This window comes from Staphylococcus sp. HMSC072H03 (assembly GCF_001809305.1).
Taxonomy (GTDB): domain Bacteria; phylum Bacillota; class Bacilli; order Staphylococcales; family Staphylococcaceae; genus Staphylococcus; species Staphylococcus hominis.
Map to the genome: position 1 here is coordinate 272,792 of NZ_KV796914.1, position 16,821 is coordinate 289,612.

Here is a 16,821-nt window from a genome sequence, read left to right on the forward strand (position 1 = left end):
AATTATAAATCTCCTAGTATATCTTTAATATTTTCTTTTCTTGTATTTATATTACTGTTAATTATTTTCATTTCCTTATGATTATTTTCAATAGTTTGTTCATTTTTTTTAATTGTTTCTAGTAATTCATTTAACTTAATAACATTACCTTGTATGTATCCAAAGGTTTTTAAAATAGCCTCAAAACTTCCTTGACCGAAAACTTCCTCTAAAATATTCTGTGTTAATTTTCCAATATATATACCTATTGCCATCCCAGCTAAAAACCCAATAGGGCCTCCAGGTATAAATACAGAAATCCCTGCCATTGCTCCGCCAATTATTGCTCCTTTAGCTCCTTCTTTTCCAATATTGATAAAAGCTTCCTCTTTTGTTATTTTTCCGTTTTTATAATCTAAATAACCTTTTACACTTGATATAGAAACATTTACTGCTGCACCAATTAATGCACCCTGTTTCATTTGTTTTCCAACTCCTTTTATGGTCGCAGAAGGAGTTGCTTTACCGTCTTTCATCTTATTCATTAATCTATTAGTAGATTCTTTAGTTTTATTTTTTGTTCCAAGTTCTTTTATTTTTAATTTTTCTTTAGCTATTTTTAATTTTTCTATTCTTTGTTTATCACCATTATCAGTAGCTTGTTGTATGGCTTTATCTAAGTATTTATCAACAGCTTCTTTCATTCCTTTTGTTCCGACTACTTCGTCTGTTGGTTTTAATGTATTGTTATCAATAGCTTTTATAACATCTTTGGCATTCGTTACTAAACCTTTATTACCATTAGCTGTTTTCACTGAAACGCCCGTCATTTTACCAGTTACTCTATTAGTGGTGACGCCATCTATTCCAGGAGCATTTGCTTGTTCATTGCCAATCAATTTAGTCTTATTAAAAATTCTACTTAAAGATCCTTTTCTGTCACGTATCCAATCTACTTCTTGAGCAGTCCCGTTCAACTTTCTTTCAAGATTCTTTAGATATGTTTGTTTATTACTCCCATTATAATAACTCTCTGCAAAGTCATAATAATTTTGAGCGTTTTTCGCATTAGCAAATACTTTACTATTTTTAAATGCATCTTCATTTAATTGTTTAAATACATTTATATCTCTAGCATATTGCTTTGAACCTTCAAAAGCTACATTAGTATTTGCAACTTTGTTAATTCCTTTAGCGACAGTATCTAAAGCTTGAGAACTAACTAATTCATACTGAGTAGCTATACTAGTAAATTGAATTGCTTCATTCAAAAGTTCAGGATTTTCTTTTAATTGCTTTTTTTGTGCATTAGTCAATTCAATCGAGTAATTCATTTTAGTCCCCTCACTCTTTAATTAATTCTTTTAATTTATCCCATCGTGGGTCTTGTTTTTCTTTTTTGTATGTTTCGTTTTGCTGTTTCATTTTTAGTTGTTTGCTATCAACTAATTTTTTTGATTGGATTTTTTCATTAAAGCTTTTACTGTAGTTATCTAGAATGTTTGTCCAATTAACAAAGGTAAAGTCTTCGTCAATGAAATCTTCTACTTCAACCTTAAACTTGCGATCATTTGTTTTAAATCTATGTATATCTTTGTGTAAGGCGTAAAGTAAGCTTGTAAATTCGCCTTTGTTTTTTTCTAAAATACCAACTTCTTTTAGTCCAAATTCACTCAAAGTATGATTAATACTCGCTTGGTCTAAGCTATCAAAGCTATCAAATTGAATGATTTTCACATTTCCCTTTGCTTTTAACTCCGAGAACTTGTTTGCAATCTCTGAAAATTCTTGTTTGTTTTTCTGCCAATTCATAATTTCTCTTTCTACTACATCTGAAAATTGCAAATATCCATAATACTCAATAATCCGTTTATAGTATCCTGATAAGATTAGATACACCCATATATCTGTATCTACAATTGGTGGCGTAATAACGTTATGTTTCATTATTAAGCACCTCAATTCTTTGAATAATTTCATTAATTTTAGCGCCAGTCGTTAACTCATCATTATAATTCTTTTTTAAAATTGTCATAATATTTCGTGAAATTTGTATATCATTTGTCGGCTCTAAAATATCAGTTTCTAAATTATTTTCTGTGTAAATCGCATACAACTGTTCAGAATGGTCCTTTCGAGATAATGTTTTGAGTTGTTGATATTTTTCATAAGGTATCGGATTCAATTGCATAGCACGAATCATCACTGCATTAAAACTCATCTGATAGTAGACACTCATTCGTGCAAGTACTTCAGGTTTCATAATGTCTTTTTCTTTATCCATCCATTTTTCAATTTCTGAATTAGGTAGAAGCACAATACCTGCAAATATTTCCGCTTCACGTTCTACTAATGACTCGGGATTAAATTCACTAATTCCATTTTGATGCCCCATATAATGATGATAGACTTCATGCCACAAGGAAAAATTCTGACGTCCTTTACTATGACTTGTATTCACAAAGATAAATGGATATTTATCTTTCTTCATATAAAAACCTGATAAGTTATTTGGCGCTTGTGCTTTAACAATGTAATAACCCATGTTAGACAATAATTCTATACTATCTTTAATCGGATATTGAATGTTATAGTTTGAGATAAATTGCTTTGCAATTGGAAGAATACGTTCAATCGTTTCTTTATATACCTCAGTCATGAGTATCACTTCCAATCTTCAATTGATATGTAAGTAGTTGAAAAATTTGATCTAGTTGTTGTACTTTATTGTTGATTTCTTTTGTATTCTCTAAGGCGCGAAATGAAATGCTATCTAATTCCTCTTGAGGTAATGACGCTAAGAGTTGCTTAGGAGTAGTGTGAAGTATCTTAGCTGCGAGTTGATAATCTTTTGCAATCCAAATTAGTGTCGGATGTAAAAGTCGTTGGAGTCTTGTCATGTCATAACAATATTGTTTAGCATATTCATCTATATTTAAATGGCTCGAGTCAATTTTAGATTGAATACGTTTACTGATTTCTATTTGCGTATATTTTGGTATCAAATTCATTTCCTTCTTTCACATGATTGATACATTTTTATTATAAAATTTTTATAAATATTTTGCTATACCTTTTAATTTAAAAATATAGTTATTTATACATTTATTTATTCACTTTTTTAAATATTTTCGTTTTTTATTTTCAATGTATCTTTCATTTTGATACAAATAAATATTTACTTGTTCTTCTAGCGTTCTAAATATACTCGGTTTCAATAATGCTTTCACCGCTTTTTTTCTTGCTATTCGATCTAATTTAACCATAATGTAGCCACCTTTTTGTATGTTTTATCTTATTGTACACTTAGAGATGGTCAATTTTTGTCTACCTATAATTCTCTATTATCTTCTCAACTTCATTGATATGTTTTTGTTTTAAATCTATAGGAGACAATACTTTAACACGTGCTCCCTGAGATAAGAACCACATTAATATCCCATCTCCTATCACTTCTATTTCTACAGTAAAACGATTATTAATATAATCTTTTTTAATCAACTTTGCAGTCGGAAAACGATCTAATACTGATTCAATAATGCCTCCATTAAATTCGAATACAACTTTCTTCCATTCACCGCCATACATAAAATAAATCCGTTTTTTCAACTCTCCTTCTCTTATATATGGAGAATGCGGCACCTTAAATTTATCCTCCGTAACCTTAAATTTGTCATCCATAACTTTAAACTCTTGTATTCGATCTACTCTAAAAATAATAACTTGCTCTTTCTTATTGATACCTACAAGATAAAAATAGAGTTCTGAATAAGTAATATACATAGGTTTAATTTTATGTATTTTACCGCGATTCATCGCATTAAAATATTCAAATTCAATGATTTTCTCTTGTTGAATCAATTCATTTAATTTCCATAACTTGTGAAACAATGGTTCTCCATGATTCATAGGCACATAATGTATCATTTCAGACTTAATCGCCTTTTCAATAATTTTATAATTTTCATCAGAAACCTGTTGTTTGAGTCTAGTAATGACATATTGAATTTCTTCTTTAGATAAGCCACGAGAAGCAATAAGAATTTTTAAGATGGCAAGAAGCTGCTCTTTATCAAAGGATACGTGATCATTTCGTATCAATTCATACTTTTTGTCTGTTTGATTCATAACAATTTTTTTATTTTTATTTTTATTTTCAAAAAACGTATTAAGATCAGCAATATAGCGTTGAACGGTGCGTTCTGATTTATGTTCAAGTATATCCTTGATTTCTAGTTTCGTTAGACGTTGACCTGCCATGAACTTTAAATATAGGTCAAGTACATCTGTTGCTTTAGTCATTGATACCCCTCTTTTACATCGTCGTTTCTTTCATTAAACACTATTTCAATTAAAAATGTAAGTTGCAATTAAATGATGCGACAAAAATTGTCGTAATGTCTCGATATACTATGCTTAAGTATTTTAAATTTCTAAGAAAGTTGGGACAAAAAATTATGAATTTAAAAAATCAATCTAAACATCCTCATGCATTTACAAATGTATCGCAAAATGAAAAAACGATGGGCATGTTAATGTGGTTACTGTCTTTAGTTACTGGGTTTATTGCAGCACTTGTCATCTGGATTATGAAAAAAGATGAATCTGAATATTTAAATCAACAAGGAAAAAATTATTTAAATTATGCGATTAGTTATACAATTTATGGCATTGCAAGTTTAGTTTTAACTGTAGTGTTAATTGGTTACTTAACTTTATTCGTTGTAGGTATTGCTGGTTTTGTCTATACTATTTTAGCTATTCTTGCAATGAATAAGGGCGAAGATTTTGTTGTTCCATTTACGATTGAAATCATTAAATAAAACGAAACATCCCTTTGTGACGTATCATCACAAAGGGATATTTTTTTATTTCTCTACTAACCATTCAATGGTACGTTCAATTGCTTTGTCCCAAAAAGCATAATCATGTTCCCCAGGTCCTTCTTCATATTTATAATTGATACCTTTTTCATCTAAATATGTCATAAATCGTTGATTATCATCATATAAGAAATCTTCTGTGCCACATTGAATAAAGAGTTCTGGAAGTGTTGCGCCTTTATCAACCGCTTCATCCACTAAATGATAGGTATCTAACTCTGTACCTTTAACTTTTAAAGCTTCACCGGCAATGGCTTTGGGATCAAAGTCATCCCACTCTATATCGAGTAATGATTGTACATCAAATACTGCTGATAATGGCGCTGCTTTAGAGAATAAATGGCTTTGAGTTAAAGCAAATTTTATGGTTCCGTAACCACCCATTGAATGACCTGCAATAAAATTATCTTCTCTTTTTTTAGATACTGGTAATACTTGATGTGCATAATTGTAAATTTCTAATATATAGTCATAGTAGTTATGACCAAAAGCCATATTTGCATAACCACTGTGATCTGCATTCGGCATAATCACTGCCAACTGATGTGCTTCTGCATAACGTTCGATACTTGTGAAACGCATATACGATGTCGCATCACTTGATAGACCATGTAATAGTAATAACATTTTTAATGGTTTTACTGGTTCATTTTGTTTAAAAAAGCTATCGTCTTCTGGAACGATGGCTGTAAACGATTGATTCATCCCAATCGTAGGTGATTTATAATTAATAGTCATAAATGCCATATTGTTTCGTCCTTCCAATTTATAAGTATGATATCTATTTTACACTTTTTGTAGACTAATGGAATATTTTTTAATATAAAAAAACGCTAGCCAAATGACTAGCGTTTTTGACTATATATTGTTTCACGTGAAAACATTATATATCTTCTCTAAATAAAGGTTGACTCATACATCTTGGACCTCCACGACCACGTACTAATTCACTACCTTTAATTTCAATCACTTTAATACCTTTATCACGTAATAATTGATTAGAGACATAGTTTCTATCGTATGTCACCACAACGCCTGGACGAATACATAATGTATTAGACCCATCGTTCCACTGTTCTCTAGCACCGTCTATGACATCTCCATTGCCAGTAGGTATAAATTCTACGTTATCTACACCTAATACATTGGCTAACGTTTCTCGTAGCTGTCTAGAGTGTGTAATTTTAATATCATCTTTCATTTCATCTTGCTCAATTGTAAAGATATTCATGTGATTCTCTTCTTTAAAAATAGCTGCATGCACTGTAAATTTGTCATAATCAATCATTGTAAATACAGTATCTAGATGCATAAATGTACGACTATTGGGTATTTCAATCGCAAGTACTTTTTTAAATGTAGTATAGCCGTCTTTAAATATATTTCTTGCTAGTCGCTCAATGGCTTCAGCTGATGTACGTTCTGAAATACCGATAGCTAATACATCTTTAGAAAGCACAAGCTCGTCTCCTCCTTCGATGTTAAACGGTGATGTACGATCAAGCCATACCGGTATATCTGCATCTTTAAAACGTGGATGATATTTTAGAATATATGTCATAAAAATAGATTCACGACGTCTTGCACGCCAGTACATGCGATTAATTGACATCCCTCTACCTATTGAGGCTTGTGGATCACGTGTAAAATATAGATTGGGCATTGGATCTAAATAAAAGGGATAACGATCATCTAAATATTCAACGAGATGTGTTGTTTCAAGTTGAATTTCTTCTTTTCTTATACCTGCCATTACTTTTTCAATCAGTGCTTGATTGGATAGCTTTGAAAAATAATCTTTAATTTCTTTCTCATGACCTAAAATTGTTTTTTGAGATTCTGATAAAATATCATCAATAAATTGCTGTCTTATATCTTCATTTTCAATCGCTTCAGCAGCAAGTTGTTCTAGATAAACGACTTCTACCCCTTCACTTCTAAGTGTTTCTGCAAATTGATCATGCTCTTCTTGTGCCACTTTTAAATACGGAATATCATCGAATAATAGTCCACTTAAATGGTCAGGCACTAAATTTTCTAATTCTTTACCTGGACGTTTTAAGAGTACTGTTTTTAATGTACCGATTTCATTATTAACTTGAATTGGCCCCTTTGTCATTTGTATTCCTCCTTCAAGTAAATGGTATATTGATATGTCATTATCATGGAGTAGCGGTTCAAAATATACATTTCATGTATATAATTCTATCGTAGCATTAAATGTTAATTTCCAATAATAAAATCTTTTAATTATTGATTAAAAGAGGATTTTAAAATTTCAACTTGAAATAGCTTTATATAATCATTTAATATTTATTCGCCTATGTGTATAAAAAATGATTGAAGCGAATACGTTCACTTCAATCACCCATTTAATTCATTGCTTGTTGTACTGTACTATAGCCTAATACGACTCTATCTACTTTACCTTTATTAACATCAAACCAAACTGTCATACCATTTTGTTTAGGTTGATAGTAATAAATACCTGTTGTGTTGTTGTTATCATTATCAATTTTTTGTAGCTCTTTACTATATACTTTTTTAAGTTGTGTTAATGAAAGTTGACCTTTGACTTCCATATCTAATAACGAGGCAGTTTTACCATCTTTAGATACATTTCTGAAGTATTGATCATATTTCAATACCGATTTATTAGATGTTGTCGATTTAATTTTAATGCCATTAAATTTAACATTTTCAGCTTTAATCGCATTTTTAAAATGTTTATCTAATACGAATGAAGCATTTTGACCAGCATAACCATCATAGTTGTAATATGATGACGTTGCTGCGTGGGCAGTCGGTTGTTGAACAAGTGCACCTGTGACGCTAGCACCTAATAGTGTACTAAACGCTATTGTCGTAGCTACACATACTTTTGTTATCTTTTTCATATGCGTCTTCCTCTTTCTCTTTAAACTACTCATATCATACTTCATTACTCTTATCTATACAATCTTTATAGTAATTAGCTATCTATTTAAATATTTTTTTATAAAATTGTGGTATACTATAATTAGGAGTAATAGTCCTATTCACTCCTTCACAAAATGTTATATTACATAACAATACTAGGCCACGAGTTTACTTCCCCTTTGTTAAACTTGTGGTCTTATGATATATAAATTCATTATTTTAATTTTTAAATATAAAATTTATTTATATTATAAGAAATCACTTCAAAAACGCGAACATATGTTCTATAATATAATCGAGGTGGTTTTAATGATTCCTGATCAATACAAACATGAAACAGATTATCGCAACATTCCTAGAGAATATTTAGACACTAACATCCCACAAGGACGTGGCATGATTAAGTGGGCACCTTTTGCAGTGATGCCTGAACAGTATGAACGCATAAATGCTTTTATAGAAAATCAAAATAAAATAACAATGCCCTCTTTGTCGGATGATCAATTCAATATTCTGAATAGACGATTAATTGAAAAATATACAACGCATCAACTCGCTATGATTAGTTATTTTAGAAATGGTACGATTCATTCTATTGCAGCTTATATTAAACGTATTGATACTTTAAAGCGGTATATTACAATTAGTAATGAAAATGGCTCACAAACAATGCAACTCAAATTTGCAGTATTATGTTACATTGAATAATAAAAAAGAGCGGAAATTGAACTCAATTCCGCTCGTATTTATCATTTATTTACTTGTTGTGACACCTTCATACCCAATATCTACTTCTACTGTTCTTCCATGTGTGATAACAAAAGAAACAATTAATCCATCTTTCTTAGGTTGATATTCGAAAATACCACTTTTTTTATCACTTGGAGTACCTTTTACTTTTTTAAAATCTGAGCCATACGCTTTTTTCAATTGATCATATGTCAAATCCCCTTTAACACTAAATTGAACTTTATTCGCCTTTTTACCATCTTTACTTACACCAGTAAATGTTTGGTTATATTTTTCAAGTTTTTTATTACTATGCACTTTTTCAAATTTTATTCCATTCATTGTTACATTTCCATATTTAACTGCTTTAATAAACTGTTTATTGGTTACAAATTTTGCGTCTTTATCTACATACCCGTTATATACATAATATGGCTTTGTAGCTGCATGCGCTGTATCCTCGATTGGTAAAACAGTTGTACTTACGCCTAACATTGTCCCAAATGCTAAAGTAACTGATGCTATAGATTTAACTATTTTATTCATGATTGTCCTTCTTTCTCTAATGGATTTTTATTTCACTATTATTATCTCATACTCTTTATCTTAATTCACTGTACTTTAGATGTATCTATCACAGAATTATGTAAATAAAATGTAATATGATTTGGTTATATAAATACTCCCTATTTGTTGAACTTTGATTATAATAAACTAAAGAAATGAATTAAAAATGGAGGACTATCATTTGAAAAAAATATTAGCAACTATAGTCATTATATTACTTGTTGTGGCATTAGGATTCTCAATCTTTTTTGCAGCCACTCATTACAATCAATCTGACCCAAATCAAACACAATCTACTAAAAAGAAAGATAAAAAAGAAACTACTACTGAAAGTCATACTGTTCAATCTAATGAAACTAATCAGTCTGACAATGGTACCAATGCGCAATCCGAGCCAACCAGTCAGTCAATACAAGAGGACCAACAAGCGACACAACGTCACTCTACTGTTCAAACTACACAGCCAAAAACAAGTGAATCATCAACTACGTCACAATCACAACATCGTTCAGAAAGTAACACGTCAAAACAACCCACATCTCAAAGCACAGAAGAAAAACCATCTTCAGAGCAAACATCAACTGAACAACCCTCAACAGAACAAAAACCTTCATCACAACAAAGCACGCAGTCTTCAACTGAAAGTCACACTAATCGTAGTAGTGAATCTAATAACAAATCTAATTAAAAATAATAGCCTGACTGATAATGATGTTTCATTATCAATCAGGCTCTTTTATTTTCTATTCTGTTACTTTACTTTCTTCTACACGTTTTGCAATTTTAGTCATAATTGGATCTAAGAATGGTTTAGCAATAAATCCAATTAAGAAGAAACCAAGACCGAAGAGCCCAAATATAATTAATTTTGTAATTAAGATTTCTGGTACAATACCACCTACAACTTCACGTAAACAATCAATTAAGTACGTAAATGGTAAGTAAGGTGAAATGTTTTGGAAGAACTTAGGTAGTGTAACTACTGGGAAGGTACCGCCACCGCCTGCAATTTGTAATACTAAAAGAATGATGGCTACCGCTTTACCTGGGTTACCCAATATAGATACACACGTATAAACAATGGTATTAAACACAATTGCACCAAATAATGCAACGAGTACAAAGAGCAATGGTGATTCTACTTGCGCATGAAGTAAGAATAAGTCACCTGTTGTAACAATGAGGGTTTGTAATACACCCATCAAGATAAAGAACATTCCTTTACCAAGATATTCTTGCCGTTTCGTTAACTGATCTGCTAATTCTTCATGTTTGTTATGCACAGTTAATAAACTTACTAATAATAAGGCACCTACCCAAATAGATAATGCTGTATAGAATGGTGTCATCCCTGAACCATAATCTCTGACTGGGAAAACATCAACAGTTTTCTTATTAATTGGGTTTGCGATAACATCTGCTTGTTTTTTCAAATCATTTTTTAGACTATTAACCAGCTTATCTACTGCATCGTCATCGTCCAATTGATTGAATATATCATTAGCCTTATTTAAATCTCTTTCGATGCCAGGTAATTTTGTTTGTGCAAAGTTCGCTAAATTCGCTAAAGCTTCTTTTGCTTTTGGTTCATTCTCATCTAATAAATCTACTGCATTATCATACTTATCAAATAATGTTGGTAAGTTAGCATTAACAGTAGCTGTTGCATTCGCAAGACGTTGTTCTAAATCAGGTAAATCATTACGTACAAAGTCTGCAGCTTTTGCTACATTTTTTCTTACTGTTGGGAAGTAATTTTTAGCAGTTTGAGTTGCTTCAATATATCCCGCTTCAAGTGATGGTAATTCACTTTGAAGTGTTGCAATACGAGTTTGACCATTACCTACAATATCTTGACCTGCTTGAATCACTTGATTAATCGTATTTAATTTAGATTGCACATCTGATAATACAACTTGGCCTTCACTTAATTGTTTTGTAATATCATTAGAAACTACAAGTAAACGATGATTTAAATTATCTTTAATGTAATCTCTATAACTACCTAAACCAGAATTTAAAGCTGGCAAGCTTCTTAATACATTAATAGACTCCGCACTACCTTTACCACCACTTGATAATGCATCAATCAATTGGTTAGTAGAACGTAACGTATCATTAATACGGTTATTGGTACTTTCGATTCGTTTAATTTGTGGTGCTAAATTCACATGTTCACGTTGTTGTAATTCTTTTAATACATCAATCAATTGTTGATTGTATTTTGAAGTGTTTTCTAAACGTCCTTTAATATTTCGAAGCATGTCATTATATTCTGTTGGACGATTAGAGGCAATAACACCATACGTTATATCTCTTAATGCTTTTACATCAGATTGTGATGCCTTAGCTTGCTTATCCGCATTTGAAGATAATGCAAGTAATGCTTCAGCAAGTCCACTATTCATTGATTTAACATCTTCATTCGAAAGAATCTGACCATTAGATAATTGATCATTATTCGAACTATTACTTAGTTTTTGAATCGTATATTGAGGCATACCGTTGTCATTAGTTGTCGCACTTTGTTGTCGTAAATTATTATTCACATTACCATTAACGGCTTGTGCTCGCCTAGTTGCCTCTTGATAATCCCCAACACGTTGTTTAGCCACACCTAAATAACCTTGTGCATCGTTAAGTTGTTGATTCGCTAAGTCTAATCCTTGACTCGCAATCTCTACCCCTCTATTAATTTTAGGGAATGTCTGAGGAATATCATCTGCTGCTACATTCACTAATTTCTGAATGTTAGGCATATATTCATTCAATGCGAGAATTAGTTTCGCTTTTTGATTTAAAGAAGGAATCGCTGCATTGACGTCATTTAATTTTTGTTGAGCATTTAAAATATCATCTTTATAGTTATCTAAATCACGGAATTGATTCGCATATTGATCAAGCTGATCTTGATGATCATTAAGATAAACAATTCTATCTGCAATTTTATTCAATTTAGGTAAAGATTGATGGGCAGCATAGACTGCATTTTTAATTTTATCGATAGTTGGTACTTCGTCTTCAATTTGAAGACCTACTTTATTTGCTTCTTTCAATAATGCTTTCGTTACAGTAGTATTAAATTGTTTATTGGCTTCATCAACAATAATTGTCGAACCGGTATCAGTCATTTTAGGGGCGACAGCATTAATTTTTTGGTTCACTTTATATGTAATATCTGCTTTTTCCGGATGTTTACGAAGTGTTCCCGTAATTTGATGTGTAAATTTCTTAGGTATATAAATTCCTGCATAATATTTACCCATTCGTATTTCATGATCTGCTTTCTCCCGACTGACAAATTGCCAATCAAATTTATCATTGTTCTTCAATGTGTCTTCGAGCGTATTACCTACATTAATTTTCTTACCTCGAATTTTATCGCCTTGGTCTTCGTTTACAACTGCCACTTTAATATGACCTGTATTACTATATGGATCCCACATTGCCCATAAATTAAACCATGCGTAAAATGAAGGTAAAATTGCCAAACCGCCTAGAATTACCCAAGCAGCAGGTGTTTTAGCGACACGCTTTAAGTCTGTCAAAAATAGTTTAAACGCGTTCTTCATTTTCACTCTCCTAAAAATGAAATATTAAGAATTTATATCAATATGATTTAAAACATTGTTTTTTATATCGTAGAATTAGTATAATACTTTTATCACGAATGCCATAATTAGTTGATATACGTCAACAATTAAAATGGTACTCATGCATTATAGCAGAAAATAATTTTAGCGACAAAGCTAATGCTACGTTAAAATACGATAGAAATCGTCTGACTTAAGACGGATTTATAAAATATATTATACAAAAGTAAGGAGCGTTTATTGATGTCGAAGCAAAAATTCATGATATATTTGCTAACTACAACTCTGGTTTTACCAACATTTACGTCTAGTGTTGCTCAAGCTGAAGAGACTACAAAACAAACTAAAACATCTGAATCAAATAATGAGGATTCAACTTCTACATCAGAAACAACACGTACTGAAAGCAATGAAACTCCATCTTCAGAAGATCCAACTTCTGATAGCTCTGATAATAATAAAAAGCAAGACTCTCAGTCAAAAGAAAGTCAATCAGACACAGTTTCAAATGAAGATGCCGCTTCTCATTCTAAACCATCATCAACACATTCGAAAAATAATCGTTCATCTCATACTAAAGATGAAGACACGTATCATACACCATTATCTGTATTTAACATGAATGGTTCAAATCATTCATTCTCATCAAACTTTTTAGATCCTAGTCACTTTGAAAATGGCTTTAGTTTAACAAGTTTGATTTCATCTTTATTCCATTTTGATGATGATATTTCTAAATATGAACATGTTGAAAGTGATTCATCTTCATCTAATACTAATGATGACAAAAATGCAACGAATACAACTTCTTCAGATGAAGATAGTACTGAATCATCACATCAACACACAACAATTGATCCATCACCTCAAGACTCATCTGATAAGTCAAATAGTCATACCACACCATCAAATCAATCTGAGGTACTAACAGAAAATAATCAGTCAGATCAATCGTCTGAGTCATCATTTAAATATAGTAACAGTAATGACAATCATTCAACTGATGATTCTAGCGTAAGCAAAGCCTTAGATTCATTGAATCAATTAGCTTCAGATTTAAATGATTCTAATACTAATGAGTCCTCGACATCTGAAAATAGCAATCAATCAACATCACAGCAAACAACAAAAAATACAACATCTAAAACCTCTCAAGAAGAGCAAGCAACACCTAATAAAGATCGTCAACAATCAGAGGATGTACTAGATGCGCTTCTTGATAAATATAGTGATAAAGCAACACAAACACATAAAGACTATACATCATCTAAAAAAGACAGCACATCTCAAGCATCACAAAATGAAGATTCAAAAAAAGATACATCAACAACTCAAGACCAACTAGACACAAATAAAGACAATCCACAATTACCAACGGAAAAACAACTAAAACATAAACAAGAAGCACCACAATCATTTGAAAATGATTTTAAACAAAGTAATACACGCGCTATAAGTTTATTCCAAGACGTACCACAATTAGATGGGAACAATGTTACTAATGGAAAGATGGCAGTGGTAGAAAATAAAGCAACACGTGAATTTATTACATCTATTGCTAAAGATGCGCATAAAATTGGGCAAGATAATGACATTTATGCTTCTGTCATGATTGCGCAGGCCATTTTAGAATCAAGTTCAGGTAATAGCGCTCTTGCACAAGCACCAAACTACAATTTATTCGGTATGAAAGGTAGTTATAAAGGCGCTTCAGTTAACTTCAATACACTTGAAGCTAGTAGCGATAATCATATATTTAGTATTAATGCTAGTTTCCGTAAATATCCAAATCTTAAAGCTTCATTAAAAGATTATGCTGATTTAATCAAACACGGTATTGACGGTAATCCTACAATTTATAAATCATCTTGGAAAAACATTGCACCAAGTTATCGTTCAGCAACACGTCATTTAAGCCAAACTTATGCGACTGATCCAAACTATGCAACGAAATTAAATAGCTTAATTGAACATTACAATTTAACTGATTTTGATAAGAAACACATGCCTGATTTAGATAAATACTCAACATCAACAGGAAGTAGTGGCACAGATGTTTCAGGAAGTGCATTTAAGCCATTTTCAATTTCAGATGTTGCTTCACCGTATCCATATGGTCAATGTACTTGGTATGTGTACGAACGTGTTCAACAATTTGATAAACATGTAGGCGGTCATTGGGGCGATGCACATAACTGGGATAATAGCGCTGAAGACGCAGGTTATAGTGTAAGTACAACCCCTAAAAATCATACAGCTGTTGTATTTGAAGCAGGTCAATCTGGAGCAAGTGGGTTATATGGTCACGTTGCTTTCGTTGAAAAAGTCAATGATGATGGATCAATCATTATTTCAGAATCAAATGTAAAAGGATTAGGTATTGTATCATATCGCCAAATTGATGCGGATACTGCCTCATCTTTACACTATATTCAACCTAAATAAATGCATAACAAAAGCCATTGAGTTTCAAAAATTTGAAACTCAATGGCTTTTTTATTATGAATATACTAATACTTGGGCAACTAATAAGCCACCGCCAAAGATAAATACAAAAACGACAATTGGCCATACAAATTTAAACCAATGTGAATATTTCATATCCAACATTTGTAATGTAGCCATAATCAATCCTGTTGGTGCTAAAAATAGCATCGCATATTGTCCAAATTGATACGCTGTAACAATCACAAATCGAGGGATACCTACTGTATCAGCAAGTGGTGCAAATATTGGCATCGCCAGTACAGCTAATCCTGATGATGAAGGAATAATAAATCCTAGGAAGAAAAAGATAATCAATAATACAAGAATAAACAGTGGTCCATTCACATGTTTTACAAGTGATGATGAAAAATTTAACACTGTATCTGAAATCAGTCCATCATTCATAATCCTATTAATACCACGTGCAAGACCAATGATTAATGATACGCCTACTAAGCTTGATGCACCATTAACAAATGCATCGACCACTTTTTTCTCACCTAATCCATTCTTACCTAATGCGACAATAAGCATAATCACAATGGTAAAGGCTAAAAACATAGACGCCATAATCGGGAACCACCATCCCTGAGTCATGACGCCCCAAACCATAATTGGGAATGGCAAGATAAAGAGTATTAAAATAATTTTTTCACGTAAGGTAAAGATACTGTCTTCACCATTATTCTTAATCACTGACCATTGTCTTTCAAACTTCACTTTATCATCATAAGTGTATGATCGTTTCGGATTTTTTTTAATGCGTTTTGCATACCAGTATAAATATCCAATCGTAAAGATGGTTGCTACAATAAGTCCAGCAATACGCCAATATAATCCATCTACAAATGTTGTTCCTGCAGCATTAGAGGCAATGACTACTGAAAAAGGGTTAACGGTTGAAAACGTACTCCCAATAGAACTCGCCAGAAAAATAGATCCTACACATATAATAGAATCATAGCCCATCGCTATAAAAATAGGTACCAGAACTGGATAGAAAGCGACCGCTTCTTCTTCAATACCACATAACGTTCCACCTAAAATCATTAAGATGGATACCATAAAGACCAGTAAAAATTCATACCCTTTCGTTTTTTTAGTTAATGCTAATAATCCCGATTCAAAAGCACCACTCGTTTGTACGACGCCTATTAAACCACCAAGCACAAGAATAAATACCATGACATCGACAGCTTCAATCGTTCCATTTACCATACTTGTCGTAATTTGATCGGGACCCGCTGGCTTTTGTTTCAAGCGCTCGTAAGTTCCAGGAATCGATATCGGTTTATTGATAGCACCTGATTTAAATTGATTCACATCAATTTTGACACCTAATTTATCAAGTTGCTCTTGTGTCCCTGGGACTGTCGTTGTTTTATGATGTGCATCGACAATCTTAAATTCATGCGCTCCTGGATTATAAGAAAGCTTAGAATACGCACCTGCTGGCACAATCCAAGTTGCTAACACCGCAATAATGGTTAAAATAAATAATATTGTAAATGCACCAGGCATTTTTAATCGAAACCGTTTTTTCTCTTTTTTATCAGATGCTATATGCGATACGCGTTCACTGTGTTCCATGCTCCCCACCCCTTTAATCTTAATCACTTCAACATGTGCCACGTCATAATTACAATTGAGTCATTTTAAAATTG

Annotated in this window: 16 protein-coding genes; 4 read left to right on the forward strand and 12 right to left on the reverse strand. The window is 32.0% G+C overall.

The genetic code is table 11. From position 1 onward, the window contains the following. Nucleotides 1–2 precede the first annotated feature (2 nt). From HMPREF2578_RS10040 to HMPREF2578_RS10060, 6 genes are all read right to left on the reverse strand, one after another. Nucleotides 3–1,295, reverse strand: a complete 1,293-nt coding sequence (locus HMPREF2578_RS10040; protein ID WP_186364011.1) for a DUF456 domain-containing protein — start codon at nucleotides 1,293–1,295, stop codon at nucleotides 3–5. Nucleotides 1,296–1,323: 28 nt separating this feature from the next. Next, nucleotides 1,324–1,926, reverse strand: coding sequence for a hypothetical protein (locus tag HMPREF2578_RS10045; protein WP_070508460.1), 603 nt, complete (start codon nucleotides 1,924–1,926; stop codon nucleotides 1,324–1,326). Continuing rightward, the gene (locus HMPREF2578_RS10050) at nucleotides 1,916–2,638 is read right to left on the reverse strand and encodes an ImmA/IrrE family metallo-endopeptidase (RefSeq protein ID WP_070508461.1); all 723 of its coding nucleotides are present in this window, start codon (nucleotides 2,636–2,638) and stop codon (nucleotides 1,916–1,918) included. Before HMPREF2578_RS10050 ends, HMPREF2578_RS10045 begins: the two co-directional genes overlap by 11 nt. After that, entirely contained in the window at nucleotides 2,631–2,990 is a 360-nt protein-coding gene (locus tag HMPREF2578_RS10055) for a hypothetical protein (RefSeq protein WP_070508462.1), read from the reverse strand. Before HMPREF2578_RS10055 ends, HMPREF2578_RS10050 begins: the two co-directional genes overlap by 8 nt. A 102-nt stretch (nucleotides 2,991–3,092) precedes the next feature. Beyond that, the gene (locus tag HMPREF2578_RS11210; protein WP_176743760.1) at nucleotides 3,093–3,245 is read right to left on the reverse strand and encodes a hypothetical protein; all 153 of its coding nucleotides are present in this window, start codon (nucleotides 3,243–3,245) and stop codon (nucleotides 3,093–3,095) included. 61 nt (nucleotides 3,246–3,306) lie between these two features. Continuing rightward, nucleotides 3,307–4,281, reverse strand: coding sequence for a helix-turn-helix transcriptional regulator (locus HMPREF2578_RS10060; protein ID WP_070508463.1), 975 nt, complete (start codon nucleotides 4,279–4,281; stop codon nucleotides 3,307–3,309). 155 nt (nucleotides 4,282–4,436) lie between these two features. Here HMPREF2578_RS10060 and HMPREF2578_RS10065 point away from each other — a divergent pair, with 155 nt between their 5' ends. Further along, nucleotides 4,437–4,802, forward strand: coding sequence for a DUF4870 domain-containing protein (locus HMPREF2578_RS10065; RefSeq protein ID WP_070508464.1), 366 nt, complete (start codon nucleotides 4,437–4,439; stop codon nucleotides 4,800–4,802). A gap of 45 nt (nucleotides 4,803–4,847) precedes the next feature. Here HMPREF2578_RS10065 and HMPREF2578_RS10070 read toward each other — a convergent pair whose 3' ends face one another. The 3 genes from HMPREF2578_RS10070 to HMPREF2578_RS10080 form a co-directional block, all read right to left on the reverse strand. Next, nucleotides 4,848–5,609: an alpha/beta hydrolase gene (locus tag HMPREF2578_RS10070; RefSeq protein WP_070508465.1), complete on the reverse strand. Its 762-nt coding sequence runs from the start codon at nucleotides 5,607–5,609 to the stop codon at nucleotides 4,848–4,850. 136 nt (nucleotides 5,610–5,745) lie between these two features. Beyond that, nucleotides 5,746–6,981: an arginine deiminase gene (gene arcA / locus HMPREF2578_RS10075; RefSeq protein ID WP_002488260.1), complete on the reverse strand. Its 1,236-nt coding sequence runs from the start codon at nucleotides 6,979–6,981 to the stop codon at nucleotides 5,746–5,748. A gap of 253 nt (nucleotides 6,982–7,234) precedes the next feature. Further along, nucleotides 7,235–7,759: an immunodominant staphylococcal antigen IsaB family protein gene (locus HMPREF2578_RS10080; RefSeq protein WP_002449354.1), complete on the reverse strand. Its 525-nt coding sequence runs from the start codon at nucleotides 7,757–7,759 to the stop codon at nucleotides 7,235–7,237. Between the two features lie 331 nt (nucleotides 7,760–8,090). Here HMPREF2578_RS10080 and HMPREF2578_RS10085 point away from each other — a divergent pair, with 331 nt between their 5' ends. Continuing rightward, the gene (locus HMPREF2578_RS10085; protein WP_037554270.1) at nucleotides 8,091–8,489 is read left to right on the forward strand and encodes a YolD-like family protein; all 399 of its coding nucleotides are present in this window, start codon (nucleotides 8,091–8,093) and stop codon (nucleotides 8,487–8,489) included. Between the two features lie 45 nt (nucleotides 8,490–8,534). Here HMPREF2578_RS10085 and HMPREF2578_RS10090 read toward each other — a convergent pair whose 3' ends face one another. Continuing rightward, nucleotides 8,535–9,056 carry an immunodominant staphylococcal antigen IsaB family protein gene (locus HMPREF2578_RS10090; protein ID WP_002449373.1) on the reverse strand — a complete coding sequence of 174 codons (522 nt, stop codon included), beginning with the start codon at nucleotides 9,054–9,056 and terminating at the stop codon, nucleotides 8,535–8,537. Between the two features lie 202 nt (nucleotides 9,057–9,258). Here HMPREF2578_RS10090 and HMPREF2578_RS10095 point away from each other — a divergent pair, with 202 nt between their 5' ends. Beyond that, nucleotides 9,259–9,765 carry a hypothetical protein gene (locus tag HMPREF2578_RS10095; RefSeq protein ID WP_061544099.1) on the forward strand — a complete coding sequence of 169 codons (507 nt, stop codon included), beginning with the start codon at nucleotides 9,259–9,261 and terminating at the stop codon, nucleotides 9,763–9,765. Between the two features lie 55 nt (nucleotides 9,766–9,820). On the opposite strand, the gene HMPREF2578_RS10100 is transcribed toward HMPREF2578_RS10095, so the two are convergent. Continuing rightward, the gene (locus HMPREF2578_RS10100; protein WP_070508466.1) at nucleotides 9,821–12,649 is read right to left on the reverse strand and encodes a YhgE/Pip domain-containing protein; all 2,829 of its coding nucleotides are present in this window, start codon (nucleotides 12,647–12,649) and stop codon (nucleotides 9,821–9,823) included. Nucleotides 12,650–12,913: 264 nt separating this feature from the next. Between HMPREF2578_RS10100 and HMPREF2578_RS10105 the strand changes: the two genes are divergently transcribed. Then, nucleotides 12,914–15,115: an amidase domain-containing protein gene (locus HMPREF2578_RS10105; protein WP_070508467.1), complete on the forward strand. Its 2,202-nt coding sequence runs from the start codon at nucleotides 12,914–12,916 to the stop codon at nucleotides 15,113–15,115. A gap of 54 nt (nucleotides 15,116–15,169) precedes the next feature. Here HMPREF2578_RS10105 and HMPREF2578_RS10110 read toward each other — a convergent pair whose 3' ends face one another. After that, nucleotides 15,170–16,747: a YfcC family protein gene (locus tag HMPREF2578_RS10110; RefSeq protein WP_049382166.1), complete on the reverse strand. Its 1,578-nt coding sequence runs from the start codon at nucleotides 16,745–16,747 to the stop codon at nucleotides 15,170–15,172. Nucleotides 16,748–16,821 lie beyond the last annotated feature (74 nt).

Excerpts from the sequence above, each read along its gene's own strand:
- HMPREF2578_RS10045 (WP_070508460.1), bottom strand. The coding sequence starts at position 1,926 with ATGAAACATAACGTTATTACGCCACCAATTGTAGATACAGATATATGG.
- HMPREF2578_RS10050 (WP_070508461.1), bottom strand. The coding sequence starts at position 2,638 with ATGACTGAGGTATATAAAGAAACGATTGAACGTATTCTTCCAATTGCA.
- HMPREF2578_RS10055 (WP_070508462.1), bottom strand. The coding sequence starts at position 2,990 with ATGAATTTGATACCAAAATATACGCAAATAGAAATCAGTAAACGTATT.
- HMPREF2578_RS11210 (WP_176743760.1), bottom strand. The coding sequence starts at position 3,245 with ATGGTTAAATTAGATCGAATAGCAAGAAAAAAAGCGGTGAAAGCATTA.
- HMPREF2578_RS10060 (WP_070508463.1), bottom strand. The coding sequence starts at position 4,281 with ATGACTAAAGCAACAGATGTACTTGACCTATATTTAAAGTTCATGGCA.
- HMPREF2578_RS10065 (WP_070508464.1), top strand. The coding sequence starts at position 4,437 with ATGAATTTAAAAAATCAATCTAAACATCCTCATGCATTTACAAATGTA.
- HMPREF2578_RS10070 (WP_070508465.1), bottom strand. The coding sequence starts at position 5,609 with ATGGCATTTATGACTATTAATTATAAATCACCTACGATTGGGATGAAT.
- arcA (WP_002488260.1), bottom strand. The coding sequence starts at position 6,981 with ATGACAAAGGGGCCAATTCAAGTTAATAATGAAATCGGTACATTAAAA.
- HMPREF2578_RS10080 (WP_002449354.1), bottom strand. The coding sequence starts at position 7,759 with ATGAAAAAGATAACAAAAGTATGTGTAGCTACGACAATAGCGTTTAGT.
- HMPREF2578_RS10085 (WP_037554270.1), top strand. The coding sequence starts at position 8,091 with ATGATTCCTGATCAATACAAACATGAAACAGATTATCGCAACATTCCT.
- HMPREF2578_RS10090 (WP_002449373.1), bottom strand. The coding sequence starts at position 9,056 with ATGAATAAAATAGTTAAATCTATAGCATCAGTTACTTTAGCATTTGGG.
- HMPREF2578_RS10100 (WP_070508466.1), bottom strand. The coding sequence starts at position 12,649 with ATGAAGAACGCGTTTAAACTATTTTTGACAGACTTAAAGCGTGTCGCT.
- HMPREF2578_RS10105 (WP_070508467.1), top strand. The coding sequence starts at position 12,914 with ATGTCGAAGCAAAAATTCATGATATATTTGCTAACTACAACTCTGGTT.
- HMPREF2578_RS10110 (WP_049382166.1), bottom strand. The coding sequence starts at position 16,747 with ATGGAACACAGTGAACGCGTATCGCATATAGCATCTGATAAAAAAGAG.